General features: G+C 56.6%; 16 protein-coding genes. 10 read left to right on the plus strand and 6 right to left on the minus strand.

The window, feature by feature from the left end; all coding sequences use genetic code 11:
* Nucleotides 1–422 precede the first annotated feature (422 nt).
* Nucleotides 423–605, plus strand: coding sequence for a general stress protein (locus WFN75_RS07560; protein WP_040075491.1), 183 nt, complete (start codon nucleotides 423–425; stop codon nucleotides 603–605).
* A gap of 146 nt (nucleotides 606–751) precedes the next feature.
* Complete coding sequence (locus WFN75_RS07565) at nucleotides 752–949, plus strand: hypothetical protein (RefSeq protein ID WP_207291795.1); 198 nt, start codon at nucleotides 752–754, stop codon at nucleotides 947–949.
* A 76-nt stretch (nucleotides 950–1,025) separates the two neighbouring features.
* On the opposite strand, the gene WFN75_RS07570 is transcribed toward WFN75_RS07565, so the two are convergent.
* Complete coding sequence (locus tag WFN75_RS07570; protein ID WP_052452747.1) at nucleotides 1,026–2,351, minus strand: MFS transporter; 1,326 nt, start codon at nucleotides 2,349–2,351, stop codon at nucleotides 1,026–1,028.
* Nucleotides 2,352–2,573: 222 nt separating this feature from the next.
* Complete coding sequence (gene cybB, locus WFN75_RS07575; protein WP_040075490.1) at nucleotides 2,574–3,104, minus strand: cytochrome b561; 531 nt, start codon at nucleotides 3,102–3,104, stop codon at nucleotides 2,574–2,576.
* Nucleotides 3,105–3,289: 185 nt separating this feature from the next.
* On the opposite strand from cybB, the gene gap reads away from it, so the two are divergent.
* Together gap and WFN75_RS07585 are read left to right on the plus strand one after the other, a co-directional pair.
* Nucleotides 3,290–4,291 (plus strand): type I glyceraldehyde-3-phosphate dehydrogenase, encoded by a 1,002-nt coding sequence (gap, locus tag WFN75_RS07580; RefSeq protein WP_325945701.1) that lies wholly within the window; start codon nucleotides 3,290–3,292, stop codon nucleotides 4,289–4,291.
* A gap of 103 nt (nucleotides 4,292–4,394) precedes the next feature.
* Nucleotides 4,395–5,321: an alpha/beta hydrolase gene (locus WFN75_RS07585; protein ID WP_336995951.1), complete on the plus strand. Its 927-nt coding sequence runs from the start codon at nucleotides 4,395–4,397 to the stop codon at nucleotides 5,319–5,321.
* A 168-nt stretch (nucleotides 5,322–5,489) separates the two neighbouring features.
* Here WFN75_RS07585 and aldA read toward each other — a convergent pair whose 3' ends face one another.
* Together aldA and WFN75_RS07595 are read right to left on the minus strand one after the other, a co-directional pair.
* On the minus strand, nucleotides 5,490–6,929 hold the full coding sequence (gene aldA / locus WFN75_RS07590) for an aldehyde dehydrogenase (RefSeq protein ID WP_336995952.1): 1,440 nt from the start codon (nucleotides 6,927–6,929) through the stop codon (nucleotides 5,490–5,492).
* Nucleotides 6,930–7,127: 198 nt separating this feature from the next.
* The gene (locus WFN75_RS07595; RefSeq protein ID WP_336995953.1) at nucleotides 7,128–7,931 is read right to left on the minus strand and encodes a YdcF family protein; all 804 of its coding nucleotides are present in this window, start codon (nucleotides 7,929–7,931) and stop codon (nucleotides 7,128–7,130) included.
* 236 nt (nucleotides 7,932–8,167) lie between these two features.
* On the opposite strand from WFN75_RS07595, the gene WFN75_RS07600 reads away from it, so the two are divergent.
* Nucleotides 8,168–8,440, plus strand: a complete 273-nt coding sequence (locus WFN75_RS07600; RefSeq protein ID WP_040075486.1) for a CsbD family protein — start codon at nucleotides 8,168–8,170, stop codon at nucleotides 8,438–8,440.
* Nucleotides 8,441–8,479: 39 nt separating this feature from the next.
* On the opposite strand, the gene WFN75_RS07605 is transcribed toward WFN75_RS07600, so the two are convergent.
* Nucleotides 8,480–9,301: a hypothetical protein gene (locus tag WFN75_RS07605; protein WP_336995954.1), complete on the minus strand. Its 822-nt coding sequence runs from the start codon at nucleotides 9,299–9,301 to the stop codon at nucleotides 8,480–8,482.
* Nucleotide 9,302: 1 nt separating this feature from the next.
* Nucleotides 9,303–9,500, minus strand: a complete 198-nt coding sequence (locus tag WFN75_RS07610; protein ID WP_046885321.1) for a hypothetical protein — start codon at nucleotides 9,498–9,500, stop codon at nucleotides 9,303–9,305.
* A 250-nt stretch (nucleotides 9,501–9,750) separates the two neighbouring features.
* Between WFN75_RS07610 and WFN75_RS07615 the strand changes: the two genes are divergently transcribed.
* From WFN75_RS07615 to WFN75_RS07635, 5 genes are read left to right on the plus strand one after another with little or no spacing between them, the layout of a single operon-like run.
* Nucleotides 9,751–11,403, plus strand: a complete 1,653-nt coding sequence (locus WFN75_RS07615) for an MFS transporter (protein WP_442913273.1) — start codon at nucleotides 9,751–9,753, stop codon at nucleotides 11,401–11,403.
* Nucleotides 11,404–11,446: 43 nt separating this feature from the next.
* A complete protein-coding gene (locus tag WFN75_RS07620; protein WP_336995955.1) occupies nucleotides 11,447–12,526 on the plus strand; it encodes an HlyD family secretion protein in 1,080 nt (359 codons plus the stop codon).
* Complete coding sequence (locus WFN75_RS07625) at nucleotides 12,523–13,905, plus strand: efflux transporter outer membrane subunit (RefSeq protein WP_286931788.1); 1,383 nt, start codon at nucleotides 12,523–12,525, stop codon at nucleotides 13,903–13,905. The genes WFN75_RS07620 and WFN75_RS07625 overlap by 4 nt, the downstream gene beginning before the upstream one ends.
* 11 nt (nucleotides 13,906–13,916) lie before the next feature.
* On the plus strand, nucleotides 13,917–14,576 hold the full coding sequence (locus WFN75_RS07630) for an O-methyltransferase (RefSeq protein ID WP_286809031.1): 660 nt from the start codon (nucleotides 13,917–13,919) through the stop codon (nucleotides 14,574–14,576).
* 15 nt (nucleotides 14,577–14,591) lie between these two features.
* Nucleotides 14,592–15,188: a DUF1349 domain-containing protein gene (locus tag WFN75_RS07635; protein ID WP_336995956.1), complete on the plus strand. Its 597-nt coding sequence runs from the start codon at nucleotides 14,592–14,594 to the stop codon at nucleotides 15,186–15,188.
* The last annotated feature ends 52 nt before the right edge of the window (nucleotides 15,189–15,240 follow it).

The following is a 15,240-nucleotide window of genomic DNA, read 5'->3' on the forward strand; positions in this document are numbered from 1 at the left end:
GCAAAGAGAAATTGCCTCCTACGCATTTATCAATCCGTTCAGATTTTCGACAGATTTATCCATGCGTTGTACACCGCGGCCTGGCGCGTAATTGACAGTTCAGCCTAAGAAAATGTCACCCTGCGTGCCTCCGGAATCGGCGTTAGCACATCCAGGACAAATCTTAATTTTCCACAAAACCTTCACTTTTGTCAGGTTTTCCACTCCTCCCCTACGGCGGTAAACCAGGCGAAAATTATATTTCCTGCGCTAACTCCTTTATCTACAGCGATATATTCTTAGAATATTTAATGCGCACTAAAATAATGCCCTGGCTGGCTTACTTGATCATTTCGCCGTTCGGTCTACATTTATTTCTGCAACCTTGCGGAGTGTTTCATTCCCTACACTGGAATATCTATATTGAAAACAGGAGAACGTTTATGACAACACATCGAGGCGGTTCCGGTAATTTTGCAGCAGACCGTGAGCGTGCGTCCGCGGCCGGGCGCAAAGGTGGACAGCGCAGTGGTGGCAACTTTAAAAACGATCCACAGCGCGCATCTGAAGCGGGCAAAAAAGGCGGACAAAATAGCCGCGGCGGTGGTCGTAAAGCTGCAGAATAACAGTTCCAATATATTCTTTGGCCGCTCTTATTGGTAGCCAGAAATAAATTAAGCACCGTGCGTAAATATGCGTAAATAAATGCCCTGAGACCTGATTGAATTTGCGGAGGTTGATTATGCTGCATTTAAGACGACGAGTTCGTAATGTGCGTAACAGTCATCGTTGCGGTGACGATGTTGGCTGGATGATGGCGGGTGATAGCGAGTTGCTCCGTTCGCCGGAAAGTGGCCCCGGGATGCAGGTCGCCAGAAAGCTGGACGACCCTACCCACGAATCTACGCTGGAGCTCGACCCGCTCCAGAACTGGCTGGTAGACACCATGGCCAGACGTGAAATCAAGTAATCAGCTGTTGAGTAGTGAAATGCGTTTTGTGTTTTTTGCTTAGCCCGGAGCGTCACTCCGGGCTTTTTTTATGGCCTTAGCGGCGCAACGGCAGCCCTGCCGTCTCTCTGGCGCGCAGTACCGTCAGGAAGGTGATAAGCGCCGCGCCCATCACATACAGCGCTGGCGAGAATGGATTGCCGGTCGCGGTCATCAGGTAGGCAGAGAACCACGGCGTGATGCCGCCAAAGAAGGCCACCGCCAGGTTGTAAGCAATCGCCATCCCACCGTAACGAATACGGGTAGGAAATAGCTCGGCCATTGCCGCGCTGCAGGCGCCATCGAAGGCGGCGATAAAGGCCCCCAGCAGCAGCATGGCCAGCACGGCAGAGAGCATATCGCCATTGGCCATTACCATCATTGCCGGGTAAGTAAAGAGGATAAAACCGGCGCACCCGGCCAGCATTAGCGGCTTACGGCCAAATTTATCCGAGAGATACCCCATAAAAGGCACCATGACCGCAATGCCAAACAGCCCGAGGGTGGTGATGGCATAAGAATCCAGCTTCGAATAGTGCATCTCGGTAGAGAGATAGCTGGGCATAAAGGTTTGCAGCGTCCAGTGCCCTACCGCTTTGATCACCACAAAACCGACGCAGAAGAAGAGCGCGCCCCAGGCTTTGGTTACGGCAGCATGCAGCGGTGCGGCTTCGGTTTTACCGCTCTTGAGCGTTTCGAGAAATTCGGGGGAGTCTTCAAGCTGGTTTCGCAGGTACAGCCCCACCCAACCCAGCGGCCCGGCGATCAAAAACGGAATGCGCCAGCCCCAGTCGTTCATTGCCGCCTCACCCAACCCTGCGGTAAGCAAGAACACCAGCCCGGAACCGGCAACAAAGGCCATGAATCCAAAGTTGTCTATCCAGCAGGTAAAGTAACCGCGGCGCGCGTCAGGCGCATATTCCGCAAGGAACGTGGTCGCACCGGCGCTTTCGCCCCCGGCGGCAAATCCCTGAATCAGGCGGGTGATCACCAGCAGCACCGTGGCGGTGATGCCAATCTGCGAAAAGGTGGGCAGCAGCCCCATTACAAAGGTTGCGCCAGAGGTCAGCAGGATCACCGTCGCCAGTACCTTGCGTCGGCCTATGCGATCCCCAAGCGAGCCGAAATAGAGTCCCCCAAGCGGGCGCATGACAAACCCGGCACCAAATACCGCAAACGACGACAGCAGCGCTACCGCGGGGCTCTCCGCATGAAAGAACTGCAGGCCAATAATCGCGGCCAGCGTACCGTAAAGCCCAAAATCGAACCATTCGACAAAATGGCCAACGCCGGTGGCGAGCAGCACCTTACGGAGTTTGCGGGCCACGGGGATCTCCTTTTCGGATACCGCGCGATCTAATGAGGGCTGAGCTGAGGGGTTCATACTCTCTCCTTTGCAGGGTGCCGACTGGCGGGCGGTGGAACGCGAAGCGGCCTGACGATCATACCAGCAAATGCCGGACAGGATGAACGCGCGACAGTGTTTCTATTATAGATATACCCTTTAGGCGTAAAATACCCAGCGCGAAAGATGAAAATGTGAACTGGCGCGAGAAAAACAAAAACCCGCTACGGGGAGCGGGTTTGAACGGCGCCTGGTGTGCGGTCAGGAACGCTTTTTCGGCATCATACGCAGCAGGGTGTTGTCTTTCCAGTAATAGTGGTGCAGCAGCGCGGCAAAGGCGTGAATGCCAATAATAAAGTAACCCGCCTTCGCGAGGGTGACATGCCAGCTCTTCAGCAGATCCACCACCTCAAAATTGGACTCTGCCGCGTGCGGCATACCCAGCCCAAAAGCAAACCAGGTATTGCCACGGTTATACATCATCACCAGCCCAATCAGCGGCAGCGCAATAAACAGCAGATAAATGAGGAGATGCCCCAGATGCGACAGCCCGATATACATCGATTTCGGCTTCGGCACGATAGGCGGCGCCGGGTATTTCAGGCGCACCAGCAAGCGCGTCACCATCAGCACCAGAATAGAGATGCCGCAAGAGACGTGAACCATGTTAATGACTGGGCGGGCCGAGCGCGGAAACAGGCCGCGGAACTCCATGGCGCAGTAGGCCACGATCACCAGCAGAAAGACCAGCCAGTGAATGCTGATTTGCAGGCCGGTATATTTATTGCGCATACATTTTCCTGAACGAAACGTCGAAAGCGTCAACATAACCACCTTTACTTAAAAATTCATTAAGTTTTCTCTATGCGTTTTCAAAAACTTCCCGTCACATGAAGCATATTCAGTTGCCCTGGCAAGATTCATAGTCTAATCCTGGAGAGGTTCAACGTATCGTTACGTTCATTCAGGAGCACACCATGAGTAAAATTGGCATTAACGGATTTGGACGCATTGGACGCCTGGTACTTCGCCGCCTGCTGGAGACGAAAGACAGCAACACCGTGGTCGCAATTAATGATTTAACCTCCCCCAAAGTTCTGGCCTACCTGTTAAAGCACGATTCAAACTATGGCCCCTTCCCCTGGAGTGTGGATTTCACCGAAGATTCGCTGATTGTCGATGGAAAATCGATCTCGGTGTATGCCGAAAAAGAGGCGAGCCATATTCCGTGGAAAGCGGCCGGGGTCGATCTGGTGGTAGAGTGCACCGGTTTTTACACCTCTCAGGAAAAATCACAGGCACATATTGAGGCGGGCGCGAAAAAAGTGCTGATCTCTGCGCCGGCCGGGGAGATGAAAACCATCGTCTTTAACGTCAATGACGACACCATCGACGCCAGCGACACCATTATCTCCGTCGCCTCCTGCACCACCAACTGCCTGGCGCCGCTGGCCAAAGTGCTGCATGACGCATTCGGCATAAAGGTGGGCACCATGACCACCATCCACGCGTATACCGGCACCCAGGCGCTGGTGGATGGCCCGCGCGGTAAGGATCTGCGCGCTTCCCGGGCGGCGGCAGAGAATATTATTCCCCATACCACTGGCGCGGCGAAGGCCATTGGGCTGGTGATCCCGGCGCTAAGCGGCAAACTGAAGGGTCACGCCCAGCGCGTACCGGTGAAGACCGGCTCCGTGACTGAACTGGTCTCGATTCTGGAGAAAAAAGTGACCGTGGAGGAGATCCACCAGGCGCTGAAAAAAGCCACCGAGGGCAATGAGTCCTTCGGCTATACCGACGAAGAGATTGTCTCTTCCGACGTGATCGGCTCGCATTTTGGTTCGGTATTTGATGCCACCCAGACCGAAGTGACCGAGGCCGGTGATGTGCAACTGGTAAAAACCGTTGCCTGGTATGACAACGAATATGGCTTTGTCACCCAGCTGGTGCGCACGCTGGATAAATTTGCCGCACTGTAATCGCATCGCGGGCAGCCCTGCTGTCCGCGCCTTGTGAATAGGTGCAAGTTTTCCCTTTCGTGACTCTGTTATAACAACCACTTACTTCAGAAGGAGCGTTGTTATGGAATCACTCAGCCGCGAAACACTCGAACGCCAGATGGCGCAGGCCGTCAGCCAGGCCACGACCTTCCACATCTGGCCCGAAGGCGAAGCGCCGGGTGCCGCCGCCAGCGATGCGGTCTTTACCCCCGAACCGAAACATACTGGCACCTCTGACTACGATCGTTCCGTGACCGGGGTGCGCGCTCCGCAGATCACCGTCTATGCCCCTGCCCGGCCGAACGGTGTGGGGATCCTGGTTGCACCGGGTGGCTCTTATCGCCGCGTGGTGCTGGATAAAGAGGGCAGCGCCCTCGCCTCGTCCTTTAATCAGCGCGGTTATACCCTGTTTGTAATGACCTACCGGATGCCCGGCGACGGCCACGAGGAGGGTGCCAATGCGCCGCTGGCCGACGTGCAACGCGCCATGCGCACCCTTCGCGCCAGAGCGGCCGAGTGGAAGCTCGACGCAAGCCGCATCGGCGTACTCGGCTTCTCGGCGGGGGGGCACGTCGCCGCGAGCCTCGGTACACGGCATGATGAACCGGTCTACACACTGCGGGATGCCATCGACGAGCATGACGCCCGCCCGGCCTTTATGGCGCTGGTCTACCCGGTGATCACGATGCACGCAGATATCGACCATCCCGGTTCGCGCCATGAGCTGATTGGTGATACGCCAACCGCGGAACAGATTCGCCATTACTCGCTGGAGGATCGCGCCAGTGCCGACGCCCCGCCCACGTTTTTGCTGCATGCCGTGGACGATCCGGCAGTAAAAGTGGAGAACAGCCTGGTGATGTTTAACGCCCTGCGTCGGCTGGGCGTACCGGTGGAGATGCATCTGTTTGAGCGCGGCAAGCATGGATTCGGCATACGCGATGCGCAGGGATTGCCGGCGGCCATCTGGCCGGAGTTGATGATGAACTGGATAGCGACAAAGGTATAAGTAAAACGGCAACCTGGCGATTGTCATGCCCGTCAGTTAAGCAATTCGGCGTTTCTACGTCACTCAAGTGGAAAGATTCCGTTCACTCAGGCATCTCTTCTGCGTTGAACGGAACCCTTCCACCGTGCTTAACTATCAGGCATAACTAACTTCGGGTTGCCGTTGCTATCAGGACTGCAAATAGACCACCTGCGTCTGCAGATACTCATGCAGACCATGTTTGCCATCCGCCCCGCCGATCCCCGATTTCCGCCAGCCGGCGTGGAAGCCCTGCATCGCCTCGAAGTTTTCGCGGTTGATGTAGGTTTCGCCGAACTTCAGCCCTTTGATGGCTTTCATCGCCACGTTGAGATCCTGGGTGTAGATAGACGAGGTCAGACCGTAGTCGCTGTCGTTCGCCATGGCCAGCGCATCGTCCAGGGTGTCGAACACCACCACCGGCAGCACCGGACCGAAGGTCTCTTCGTGCATGATGGTCATCTCCTGGCGCACATCCAGCAGCAGCGTCGGCGGGTAGTAATAGCCCTTGCCCGCTACCGCTTTACCGCCGAGCACCACTTTCGCCCCCTCCTGCACCGCGCGCGCCACTTTCTGCTCGACGCGCTCCAGCGCCGCGGCATTGATCAGCGGCCCCATAGCAATATCGTTGCGCTCGGCCGGATTGCCGAACTGTACGGCTTTCATCGCCTCGCCCAGGCGATTGACAAAGCGGTCGTAAATCCCTTTCTGAACATACACGCGCTCGGCGCAGTTACAGACCTGCCCGGTGTTGATCACCCGTGAATCGACGATAGCCTTCACCGCCAGCTCCAGGTCAGCATCATCCATCACGATGGCCGGGGCTTTACCGCCCAGCTCCAGGCAAACTTTGGTGATGTTTTTCGCCGCTGCGGTCATGATCTTCTCGCCCGCCCCTACGCTGCCGGTCATGCTGACCATCGCCACTTTCGGGTTGCCCGCCAGCTCCTGACCCACGGTTTCACCGCGCCCCAGCACCAGGTTAAAGACCCCTTTCGGCAGGCCGATCTCATCCACAATTTTAGCGAAGGCGATGGCGTTATTCGGCGTGAACTCGCTCGGCTTGATGACAATGGTATTACCGGTCAGCAGCGCCGGCGCCAGTTTGCGGGCAATCAGGAAGAACGGGAAGTTCCACGGCAGAATGCCGGTGGTGACACCGAGAGCACGTTTGAACAGCAAAATGTTCTCACCCGGGCGATCGCTTTGCAGGATCTCCCCTTCGTAGCGACGCGCCCACTCGGCCATATAGTCGATATAGTCAGCGGTAAAGTTCACTTCAACGTCGGCCAGCTGCTGGATCTTGCCGCCCTCGGCGACAATCAGGGCGCTAATTTCGCTGGCGCGCTCACGAATGCCTGCTGAAATTTTACGTAACCAGCCAGCGCGTTCGATAGCAGGCAGCGCTTCCCAGCCAGCCTGAGCGCGTTCAGCCGCGTCGATCGCCTTGCGGGCATCTTCAGCGCTACCATCGGGAATACGGGAAATGACCTCTTCGGTAGCCGGGTTGATCACATCAATCCAGGCATCACCCTGCCAGGCTACAAACTGTCCATCGATATACATAGGATGTTGTACGGGTACTGTCATGACCTGCTCCTGTAATTACACTGTTTTTAACAAGTAAAATTATTGTTAAAAACTACAGATACAGACCCGCATTCCTACTGTATCGCGCTGTTTTTGTGAGACATCTCAAAAAAGAATCGCGTCAGCAACCCATTGTCATTACATTACGGTAACAAAGAATGCCCGTTTGCGAAAAAGCCATCGCAAACGGGCAGAAAATTACAACAGTGAGCGACTGGTCAGGGCGTCGGTGAGAACGGCGTCGTTACGCAGGATCTGCCAGGCCGCCTCCACATCCCGGGGAATATCAACGTGCGCGATAAAGTCGTGTCCTGTCGGGCCATAGCCATTGATATCATCGCGCAGGCGCGGCAGCTCGCCCAGCACCAGCGATAGATAGCGCTCTACCGGCCACAGCCCTTCGCCACCGCCGCTGAATACCAGGCCATCTTCACTGTTCTGCAGCTGCGGTACGAGGCCCGGATGGCTGATCCACTGGGGCGCAGCCGGTTCATCCCGACAGACGCGAGCGAAGGTCGCCATGGTGCGGCGCTGCATGGTGGGGTCCTGCACTACAATCACCCGGCTCGCCGGCAGCGGATGATGCTGCATCAGCGCCCAGCTAAAGCGCGCATTCTCACCGCAGTTGGTGGACTGATCTTCTATCACCACCCGTTCAGCCGGAATATGCCAGAACTGCTGAGCGATCTCCGCCAGGATGGCGGCCTCGGCCTTACCGGTGGTCCGCACCCTGTTATAAAGCGGGTGCTGCGCAATGGCGGCGTATAAAAAGGTAGTGGAGTGGCCAATACCGCCGCTTATCAACAGCGGAACGTTGAGATCGGCTGCCAGACGGCAGGCCGCATCGATTGAGGGGATCACCGCATTCCCTGCCAGCACCACCAGATCGGCCTGTGGAGGCGCCGCCGAGTGCGTTAAGTGCTCTTCCGCAAGCCACACGCCAAGGGTATTTACCGCTGCCAGCGTTTTATCCGGCAAACACGGGAAGATTGTTAGCGTCATCGTTACCTCCTTCCATCTCTTTAGCTCAGGGTAACGTGCAGGTCGGCCATGAATAGAGGATCTCTCTGAAAGCCGAAACGAGAGTTACCTTATGAAACGAGAGTTACCTTATAAGGATAGTGGAACGGGCATAGCCTCGGCTTATTTACCTGAGTTGCTCCAGGTATGATTCTCATTCTTCGATGCTGATCTAAATTCGGGTCTATGCTTAATCCTGAACATCAAAGGAGAATGCTATGTCAGACCAAAATATCGATAATGACGCAAAGTATGCGGGCGAAAAAGCCAAAAACAAACTGGATGAAGCAGCCGGCGCTGCGCAGCAGCAATTTGGTAAAGTTTTCGACTCCCCTGAGCATGAGTTCAAAGGCGCGGGTCGTAAATACGCTGCGAAAGCCAGCGATGTCCTGACTGACGTGACGGATACCGTGAAAAATAATCCACTGAGTGGCTTAATTGCCGCGGGTGCAGTGGGTGTCGTACTGGGCCTGCTGTTGGGCCGTAAGTAAGACTAAGGGCCTTCGGGCCCTTTTTTATTTATTCGTTAGTCATCTCTCCGCCATATCAGGCTTTTCTTCCTCCGCTGGACATTCTGACTCTTCATTATTGACGTCGGCACGCTGCGCCAGCTCCAGCGAACTCGCGCTGGCTGGGTCAAAAAGCGCCAAACTCTCAACCTGATCGAGCATAATCACCCTTCTGAAGGCCATCGCGCTTTCGGGTTCTGAATCCAGGGTAATGTCATGATCTGCATACCAGCGACTGTAGTTATGCTCAATACACAGACTCATCGTTTTGCCATCGCGGTAGCCGCTTAACATCGGGATCAGAACGATATTGGCCGTTTTTTCATATTCCAGACTCGCGGTATGCACCATCCCGACATAGATTCGGCGCGACTTGAGGGTCACCAGTGCCAGCTCCCCCGCCTCCATACATTGATAAAGCAGCTGCTCAATCCCGCTGGATTGCGCCAGCCGTTTATAGAGCATTTTCCTGCCTTCACCATCGAGCCGGGCGCTACCGGCCCAGTTTGAGCGGTAGAGACAAAAGAGGATGGCAAAAGCCAGCATCACCACCACCGGCGCCTGGATACCGAGAAAACTCCAGTTCATAAAGTCCACTTGCCAGTCGGCATAGCGTTCAGATGTGAAGTGGAATTTGTTGGCGAGGAAGGAGAGCATCAGCAGCAGTAACCAGAGCAGCCCTGTCGCCAGAACCCCTTGCAACACGAAGATACAGCCGTAAAGGGCGACAAGGAAATAGACATCCCAACCGAAAGAGCGCTTGATCTTAAATCGGGTGGAGAGGTCGCGGCTGGTGTACCAGTATCCACAGACCATCAACACCATAAATATCGCCGTTCCCACGTTACGCCCTCTTCAGCGCGGTCACATGGCGCAGAAAATCCTCGCGCACCGCTTTGCTTTTGAAATTAACCGATGCGTTACCATCTTGATCGATAATAATACGATCGCCGTCTTCGACGGCTTCGATGATCTCTTGTTGGCTCATGACCTGCAGTAAAGATTCCGGACTGGAAAAGAGGGAGCTGAATATGCGTCTCATATTATGGCTATCCTTATAGTGAAAACGATAAGCGTGGTAGAGGCTTGCCGCCGCTGCATTAAGGATATGCTGAAAATGAGGGGAAAAGCGTGCCTGGAAGAGAAATAGCGGCAGACCGGCCCGCTAATCATGTAAATTGCAGCACATTTGATTAACTGACTCGTATCATCTTCACTTGAATTTGTAATTGCGTCAGACATAGAATCATTAGCCCTCTAACTATTCAACAAAACTATAGGTAACAACCCTTATGCGCCTGCCTCAACGCGACCCCTATGCTCCTCGCGAGTGGCAGCCCCATGAAAAACCGATGCTGCTGGGATCGCCGTCAACCCCCGTGCACAGCACCCCCAAACGCGTGGCTTACGGCATTGTCGGGCTGTTGGTATGCCTGACCGGGGCGCTGGGCAATGCGATGGTTTCGGCAAACCTGCAAAACCTGCAGGGCACCTTTGCCGCCTGGTCAACGGAGATCGCCTGGCTACCTGCGGTTTACGTCATGACGAACGTCTCGATTAACTTGCTGCTGGTGAAGTTTCGCCAGCAGTTTGGCTTACGCGCATTCACCGAAGGTTTTTTGGTGCTCTATGTGCTGGTGACATTCTTTCACCTGTTTGTGAATGATCTTAGCTCTGCGCTGATGGTGCGCGCCGCTCACGGCATGGTAGCGGCGGCGCTGAGTTCGCTTGGGATCTATTATCAGATTCAGGCCTGGCCCGCCAAACACCGCTTAAAAGCCCTGACCATCGGCATCACCGGTTCGTCACTGGCCATTCCTATCGCCCGCCTCTTCTCTACCGAGCTGTTGCAGCTAGAAGAGTGGCGCGGCCTGTATCTGTTTGAACTGGGGCTGGCGCTGATTTCGCTGGGCTGCGTTATCGCCCTGAAGCTGCCCCCCGGCGATCGGCGAAAAGTTTTTGAGAAGAAAGATTTCATCACCTTTATTTTGCTGGCGCCGGGTATGGCGCTGCTGTGTGCGGTGCTGTCGCTGGGCAGGCTTGAGTGGTGGTTTGAAACCCCCTGGATCGGCTGGTCTCTGGCGCTGTCCCTGGTGCTGATCGTGACGGCGATTGTCTTTGAGCACAACCGCAGCAATCCGCTGCTGAACACGCGCTGGCTCTCCAGCGGCAGCATTGTGCGTCTGGGGCTGATTATGCTGCTGATCCGCATTGTGCTGGCGGAACAGAACACCGGTGTGATCGGCTGGCTGCAATATGTGGGACTGCAAAACGAGCAGATGACCCACCTGGCCTGGTCGATCTTCGCCGGTATCGCCTGCGGCATCACCGTCAGTTGCCTGACCATCAAACCCACAAAGCTCGCCTGGCCGATTGTTACCTCGCTGGTGTTAATGATTGTGGCCTCGCTGCTCGATAGCCAGTCCACCAGCCTGACCCGCCCGGATCAGCTCATGCTGAGCCAGTTCCTGCTCGGCTTCGGTAGCGCCTTCTTCCTTGCCCCTGCGATGCTGGCCGGCATTGGCGGCGTCATTGCCGATCCACGTAACCTGGTGAGCTTTTCGGTGCTGTTTGGAATGAGCCAGAACATTGGCGGCTTGCTGGGCTCGGCGATCCTCGGGACCTTCCAGACCTGGCGCGAGAAGTACCACTCCAGCATGCTGGCCGATCAACTCACGACCCTGAATCCGCTGGTGAATGAACGGTTGCATCTCTACAGCCAGATGTATCGCAGCCTGATTGGCGACAGCGCATTGCTGAGCACCCAGGCCGCCACCCAGCTACAAACTGTCAGCACGCTGCAGGCAAATATTCTGGCTTATAACGATACTTATCTTCTGACGGCGGGAATTGCGACCGTCACCCTGCTCTGGATTTTATGGCGATTGCTGCGGCTGCGTATCACGGCCAGGCTGGCGCTGAAAAGGGCAACAGGCAGTAAATAATGGATGTTAAAACAATGATCAATGCGTTATTTCAGGAGTGGTTATGAGTCAGCAGGATGCCGCCAAAGAGCAGGCCAATACCCGTAACAATTTGCGCGTGGTATCCGTGTTCGCCGCCGCCGCCATCGTCATCGTTGGCGTGCTGGTAATTCTCTACGCGTGGCAATTGCCCCCTTTCACTCGCCATACGCAGTTTACTGATAACGCCTACGTGCGCGGGCAGACCACCTTTATCAGCCCACAGGTCAACGGCTATATCACCGAGGTGCATGTACAAGATTTTGACCGGGTGAAAAAAGGTCAGCTCTTGCTGCAGATTGATGACCGCATCTATCGCCAGCGCGTACATCAGGCTGAGGCGCAGCTGGCGATGAAAATCGCGGCGCTGAAAAATAACCAGCAACAGCGTAAAAGTGCCGAAGCGGTGATCCTGCGTAACGACGCGGCGCTGAAAAACGCCCGGGCGCAGAGTCTGAAAACTCAGGCCGACCTGAAGCGGGTGAAGGATCTTACTGCCGACGGCTCGCTCTCGATTCGTGAGCGCGATGCTGCCCTGGCGAGCGCGGCACAGGGCAACGCCGATATCGACCAGGCCAAAGCGACGCTGGAGATGTCACGTCAGGATTTGCAGACGGTCATTGTGAATCGCGGCTCGCTGGAGGCCGATGTCGAAAACGCTAAAGCGGCGCTGGAACTGGCGCAAATCGATTTACAAAACACCCGTATTGTCGCCCCGCGCGATGGTCAGCTCGGGCAGATTGCGGTGCGGCTGGGCGCCTACGCGACGGCCGGCACCCACCTCACTACCCTTGTCCCACCGCAACACTGGGTCATTGCCAATATTAAAGAGACGCAGCTGGCCAACCTGCGGGTGGGTCAGTCGGTGAAGTTCACGGTGGATGCCCTGAACGGCAAGGCCTATGAGGGCCGCGTCGAGAGCATCTCCCCGGCGACAGGGGTCGAGTTCAGCGCCATCACGCCGGATAACGCTACCGGCAACTTTGTGAAGATTGCACAGCGGATCCCGGTGCGCATCGAGGTGCTGGGTAAACCGGAGGCGTCTGCCCTGCTGCGCCCGGGAATGTCGGTCCAGGTGACGATCAATACGGAGGAGGAGAAATGACTCTTCGTCCAATGGCGGCGCTGACGATCGCCGTGGCCCTTGTTGCCTGCCAGTCGGTGGACGTCACGCCGGCCAAACCCTCGCTGCAGATCCCGGCCCAGTGGCGCGCCACGACTGGCCCCGCCAGCCCGGCAGAGCAGCTCTGGTGGCGCAATTTTCATGATAATCATCTCAACCAGTATGTGGATCAGGCGCTGCGCAATAATAGCGATGTGCTGATCGCCAGAGAGCGGATCAATGAGTATCAGGCGCAGGTGTATGCCTCCGAAGGAAGCCTGTTCCCGTCGCTGGATGCTGGCGTCAGCGGCACGCGGGCGCGGTCACAATCTGCCGCGACCGGCCAGCCTGTTTACGGCGCGCTCTATAAAGGCAGCCTGACGGCCAGCTATGACGTGGATATCTGGGGCGTGAACCGTAACAACGCCCGGGCTGCCGAAGCGTCGCTGGCAGCGCAGAAAGCAGCGGCTGCGGCCGCCGATTTGACGGTCGCCTCGTCGGTCGCGTCGGGGTATGTCACCCTGCTGGCGCTGGATGAACAGCTGCGGGTGACGCAATCTACGCTGAAATCCCGCGAAGAGGCGTACAACCTGGCGAAGCGGCAGTTTGAGACGGGCTACAGCTCGCGGCTTGAGCTGATGCAGTCGGACTCCGAGTTGCGCTCAACGCGGGCGCAGATCCCGCAGTTGCAACATCAGATAGTGCAGCAGGAGAACGCGCTGAGTTTGCTGCTGGGGGGAAATCCGGGAGAGGTGGCCCGCAGCGCAGAGTTCGACACGTTGACGCCCCTGCGCCTGCCGTCGCAGCTTCCTTCAACCCTGTTAAATCGCCGTCCTGACATTGTGCAGGCCGAGCGTCAGCTTATTGCGTCTGACGCAACGCTGGCCGCGTCGCGCGCCAGCCTGTTGCCATCCATCAACCTGACCGCCACCGGATCAGTACAGGATCGTACCCTGCCGGGCCTGCTGGATAATCCCCTGCAGCTGTGGAGCATCGGCGGCAGCATTCTGGCGCCGCTGTTGAACCGCCAGGCGTTGAATGCACAGGTGGACATCTCCCAGTCTCAGCGTAACCAGGCGCTCTATCGCTATGAGAAAGTGGTCCGTAACGCCTTTGCCGAGGTAAATGACAGCCTGGACGCCATTACCCGCTATCGCGAGCAGCTGCAAGAGCTGCTGGCACAGCAAGAGGTGGCGCAAGAGACGCTGCGCATTGCCCGGAACCGCTATCGCAATGGGTATTCCTCGTATCTCGACGAGCTGGATGCCCAGCGCACGCTGTTCTCGGTGCAGACCAGCGTGGTACAAGCCAAAAATAACCTGCTGCTGGCGCAGATCGATTTGTATAAAGCGTTGGGCGGCGGATGGTCTGATAAAAACTAAGGGGTCAGTCTATGCAGCAGCAGTGGTCGGCAGTAGATAATTATATGATTTCTGAGCTTATCCCCCAGGATGAGGTGCTGGAGAAAGTGCTTGAAAACAACCAGCGCGCGGGCTTGCCCGAACACGATGTAGCCGCCAACCAGGGGCAACTGCTGGCCCTGTTTGTGCGTATGACGCAGGCCCGGCGCATACTGGAAATTGGCACGCTGGGGGCGTACAGCAGCATCTGGATGGCGCGCGCCCTGCCTGCTGACGGCAAGCTGACAACGCTGGAGGCCGACCCGACCCATGCCCGGATTGCCCGGCAAAACATCCACCTGGCCGGTCTGGACGATCGCATTGAGCTCATTGAAGGCCCGGCGTTACGGTCTCTGGAAAATTTCGGCGACGTTGCGCCCTTCGACATGATCTTTATCGATGCCGATAAACCTAACAACCCCGGCTATCTGGAGTGGGCGTTGCACTACTCGCGCCCTGGCACGTTAATCGTCGGAGATAACGTGGTGCGCGACGGCGAAGTGATTAACCGCCAAAGCGACGACGCGCGCGTACAAGGGGTGAGGCGCTTTATCGAGATGATGGGCGATAACCCTCGCCTGAGCGCCACCGCGCTGCAAACCGTAGGGGTTAAAGGCTGGGATGGGTTTACGCTGGCGCTCGTGAACGGTTAATGAGGAGAGCCCCTTATGCAGAGCATTGATTCCCTGAGCGCACCGGGCGGAGTCTGGATTAACCCGCCAGCTGATCACCGCCTCGACGGTGAGACATTACGCCTGACCAGCGACGCCAATACCGACTTCTGGCAAGGGACCTGGTATGGCTTTCACCGACACAGCGGGCATGCGTTCGGCTTTTATCTGTCGGAAGATTTCACGGTTCAGGTCAAGGTCGAGGGTGAATTTTCCCGGCTGTACGATCAGGCTGGGCTGTTCATCTGTGAAAGTGAAACCTGTTGGGTGAAAGCGGGCATTGAGTTTAATGACGCCCAACCGGCGATCGGCAGCGTCGTAACCCGCGGCACCTCTGACTGGTCGACGGGCCTCTTTCCCGGCGATCCAACGACTTTCTGGATGCGTGCCACCGTACAGAATGAGGCCCTGCGCATTCAGTACTCTACCGATGGTCAAACCTGGCCGCTGCTGAGACTCTGCCCCTGGCCACGCGGTAGAAAACAGTTCGTCGGAGTAATGGCCTGCACCCCGGAAAGAGCGGGTCTGGAGGTGATGTTCAGCGATTTCATACTGGGCCCCCCTAACGGGAAAGCGCTTCACGATTTGACGTAGCAGCCCGCGAAGCGGAGCGCGTTCAGGCAATGAGCCTGGGCGCCTGTCTGGA

The sequence above is a fragment of the Leclercia sp. UBA7405 genome (assembly GCF_037152215.1).
In the GTDB taxonomy this organism is placed as follows: domain Bacteria; phylum Pseudomonadota; class Gammaproteobacteria; order Enterobacterales; family Enterobacteriaceae; genus Enterobacter; species Enterobacter pneumoniae.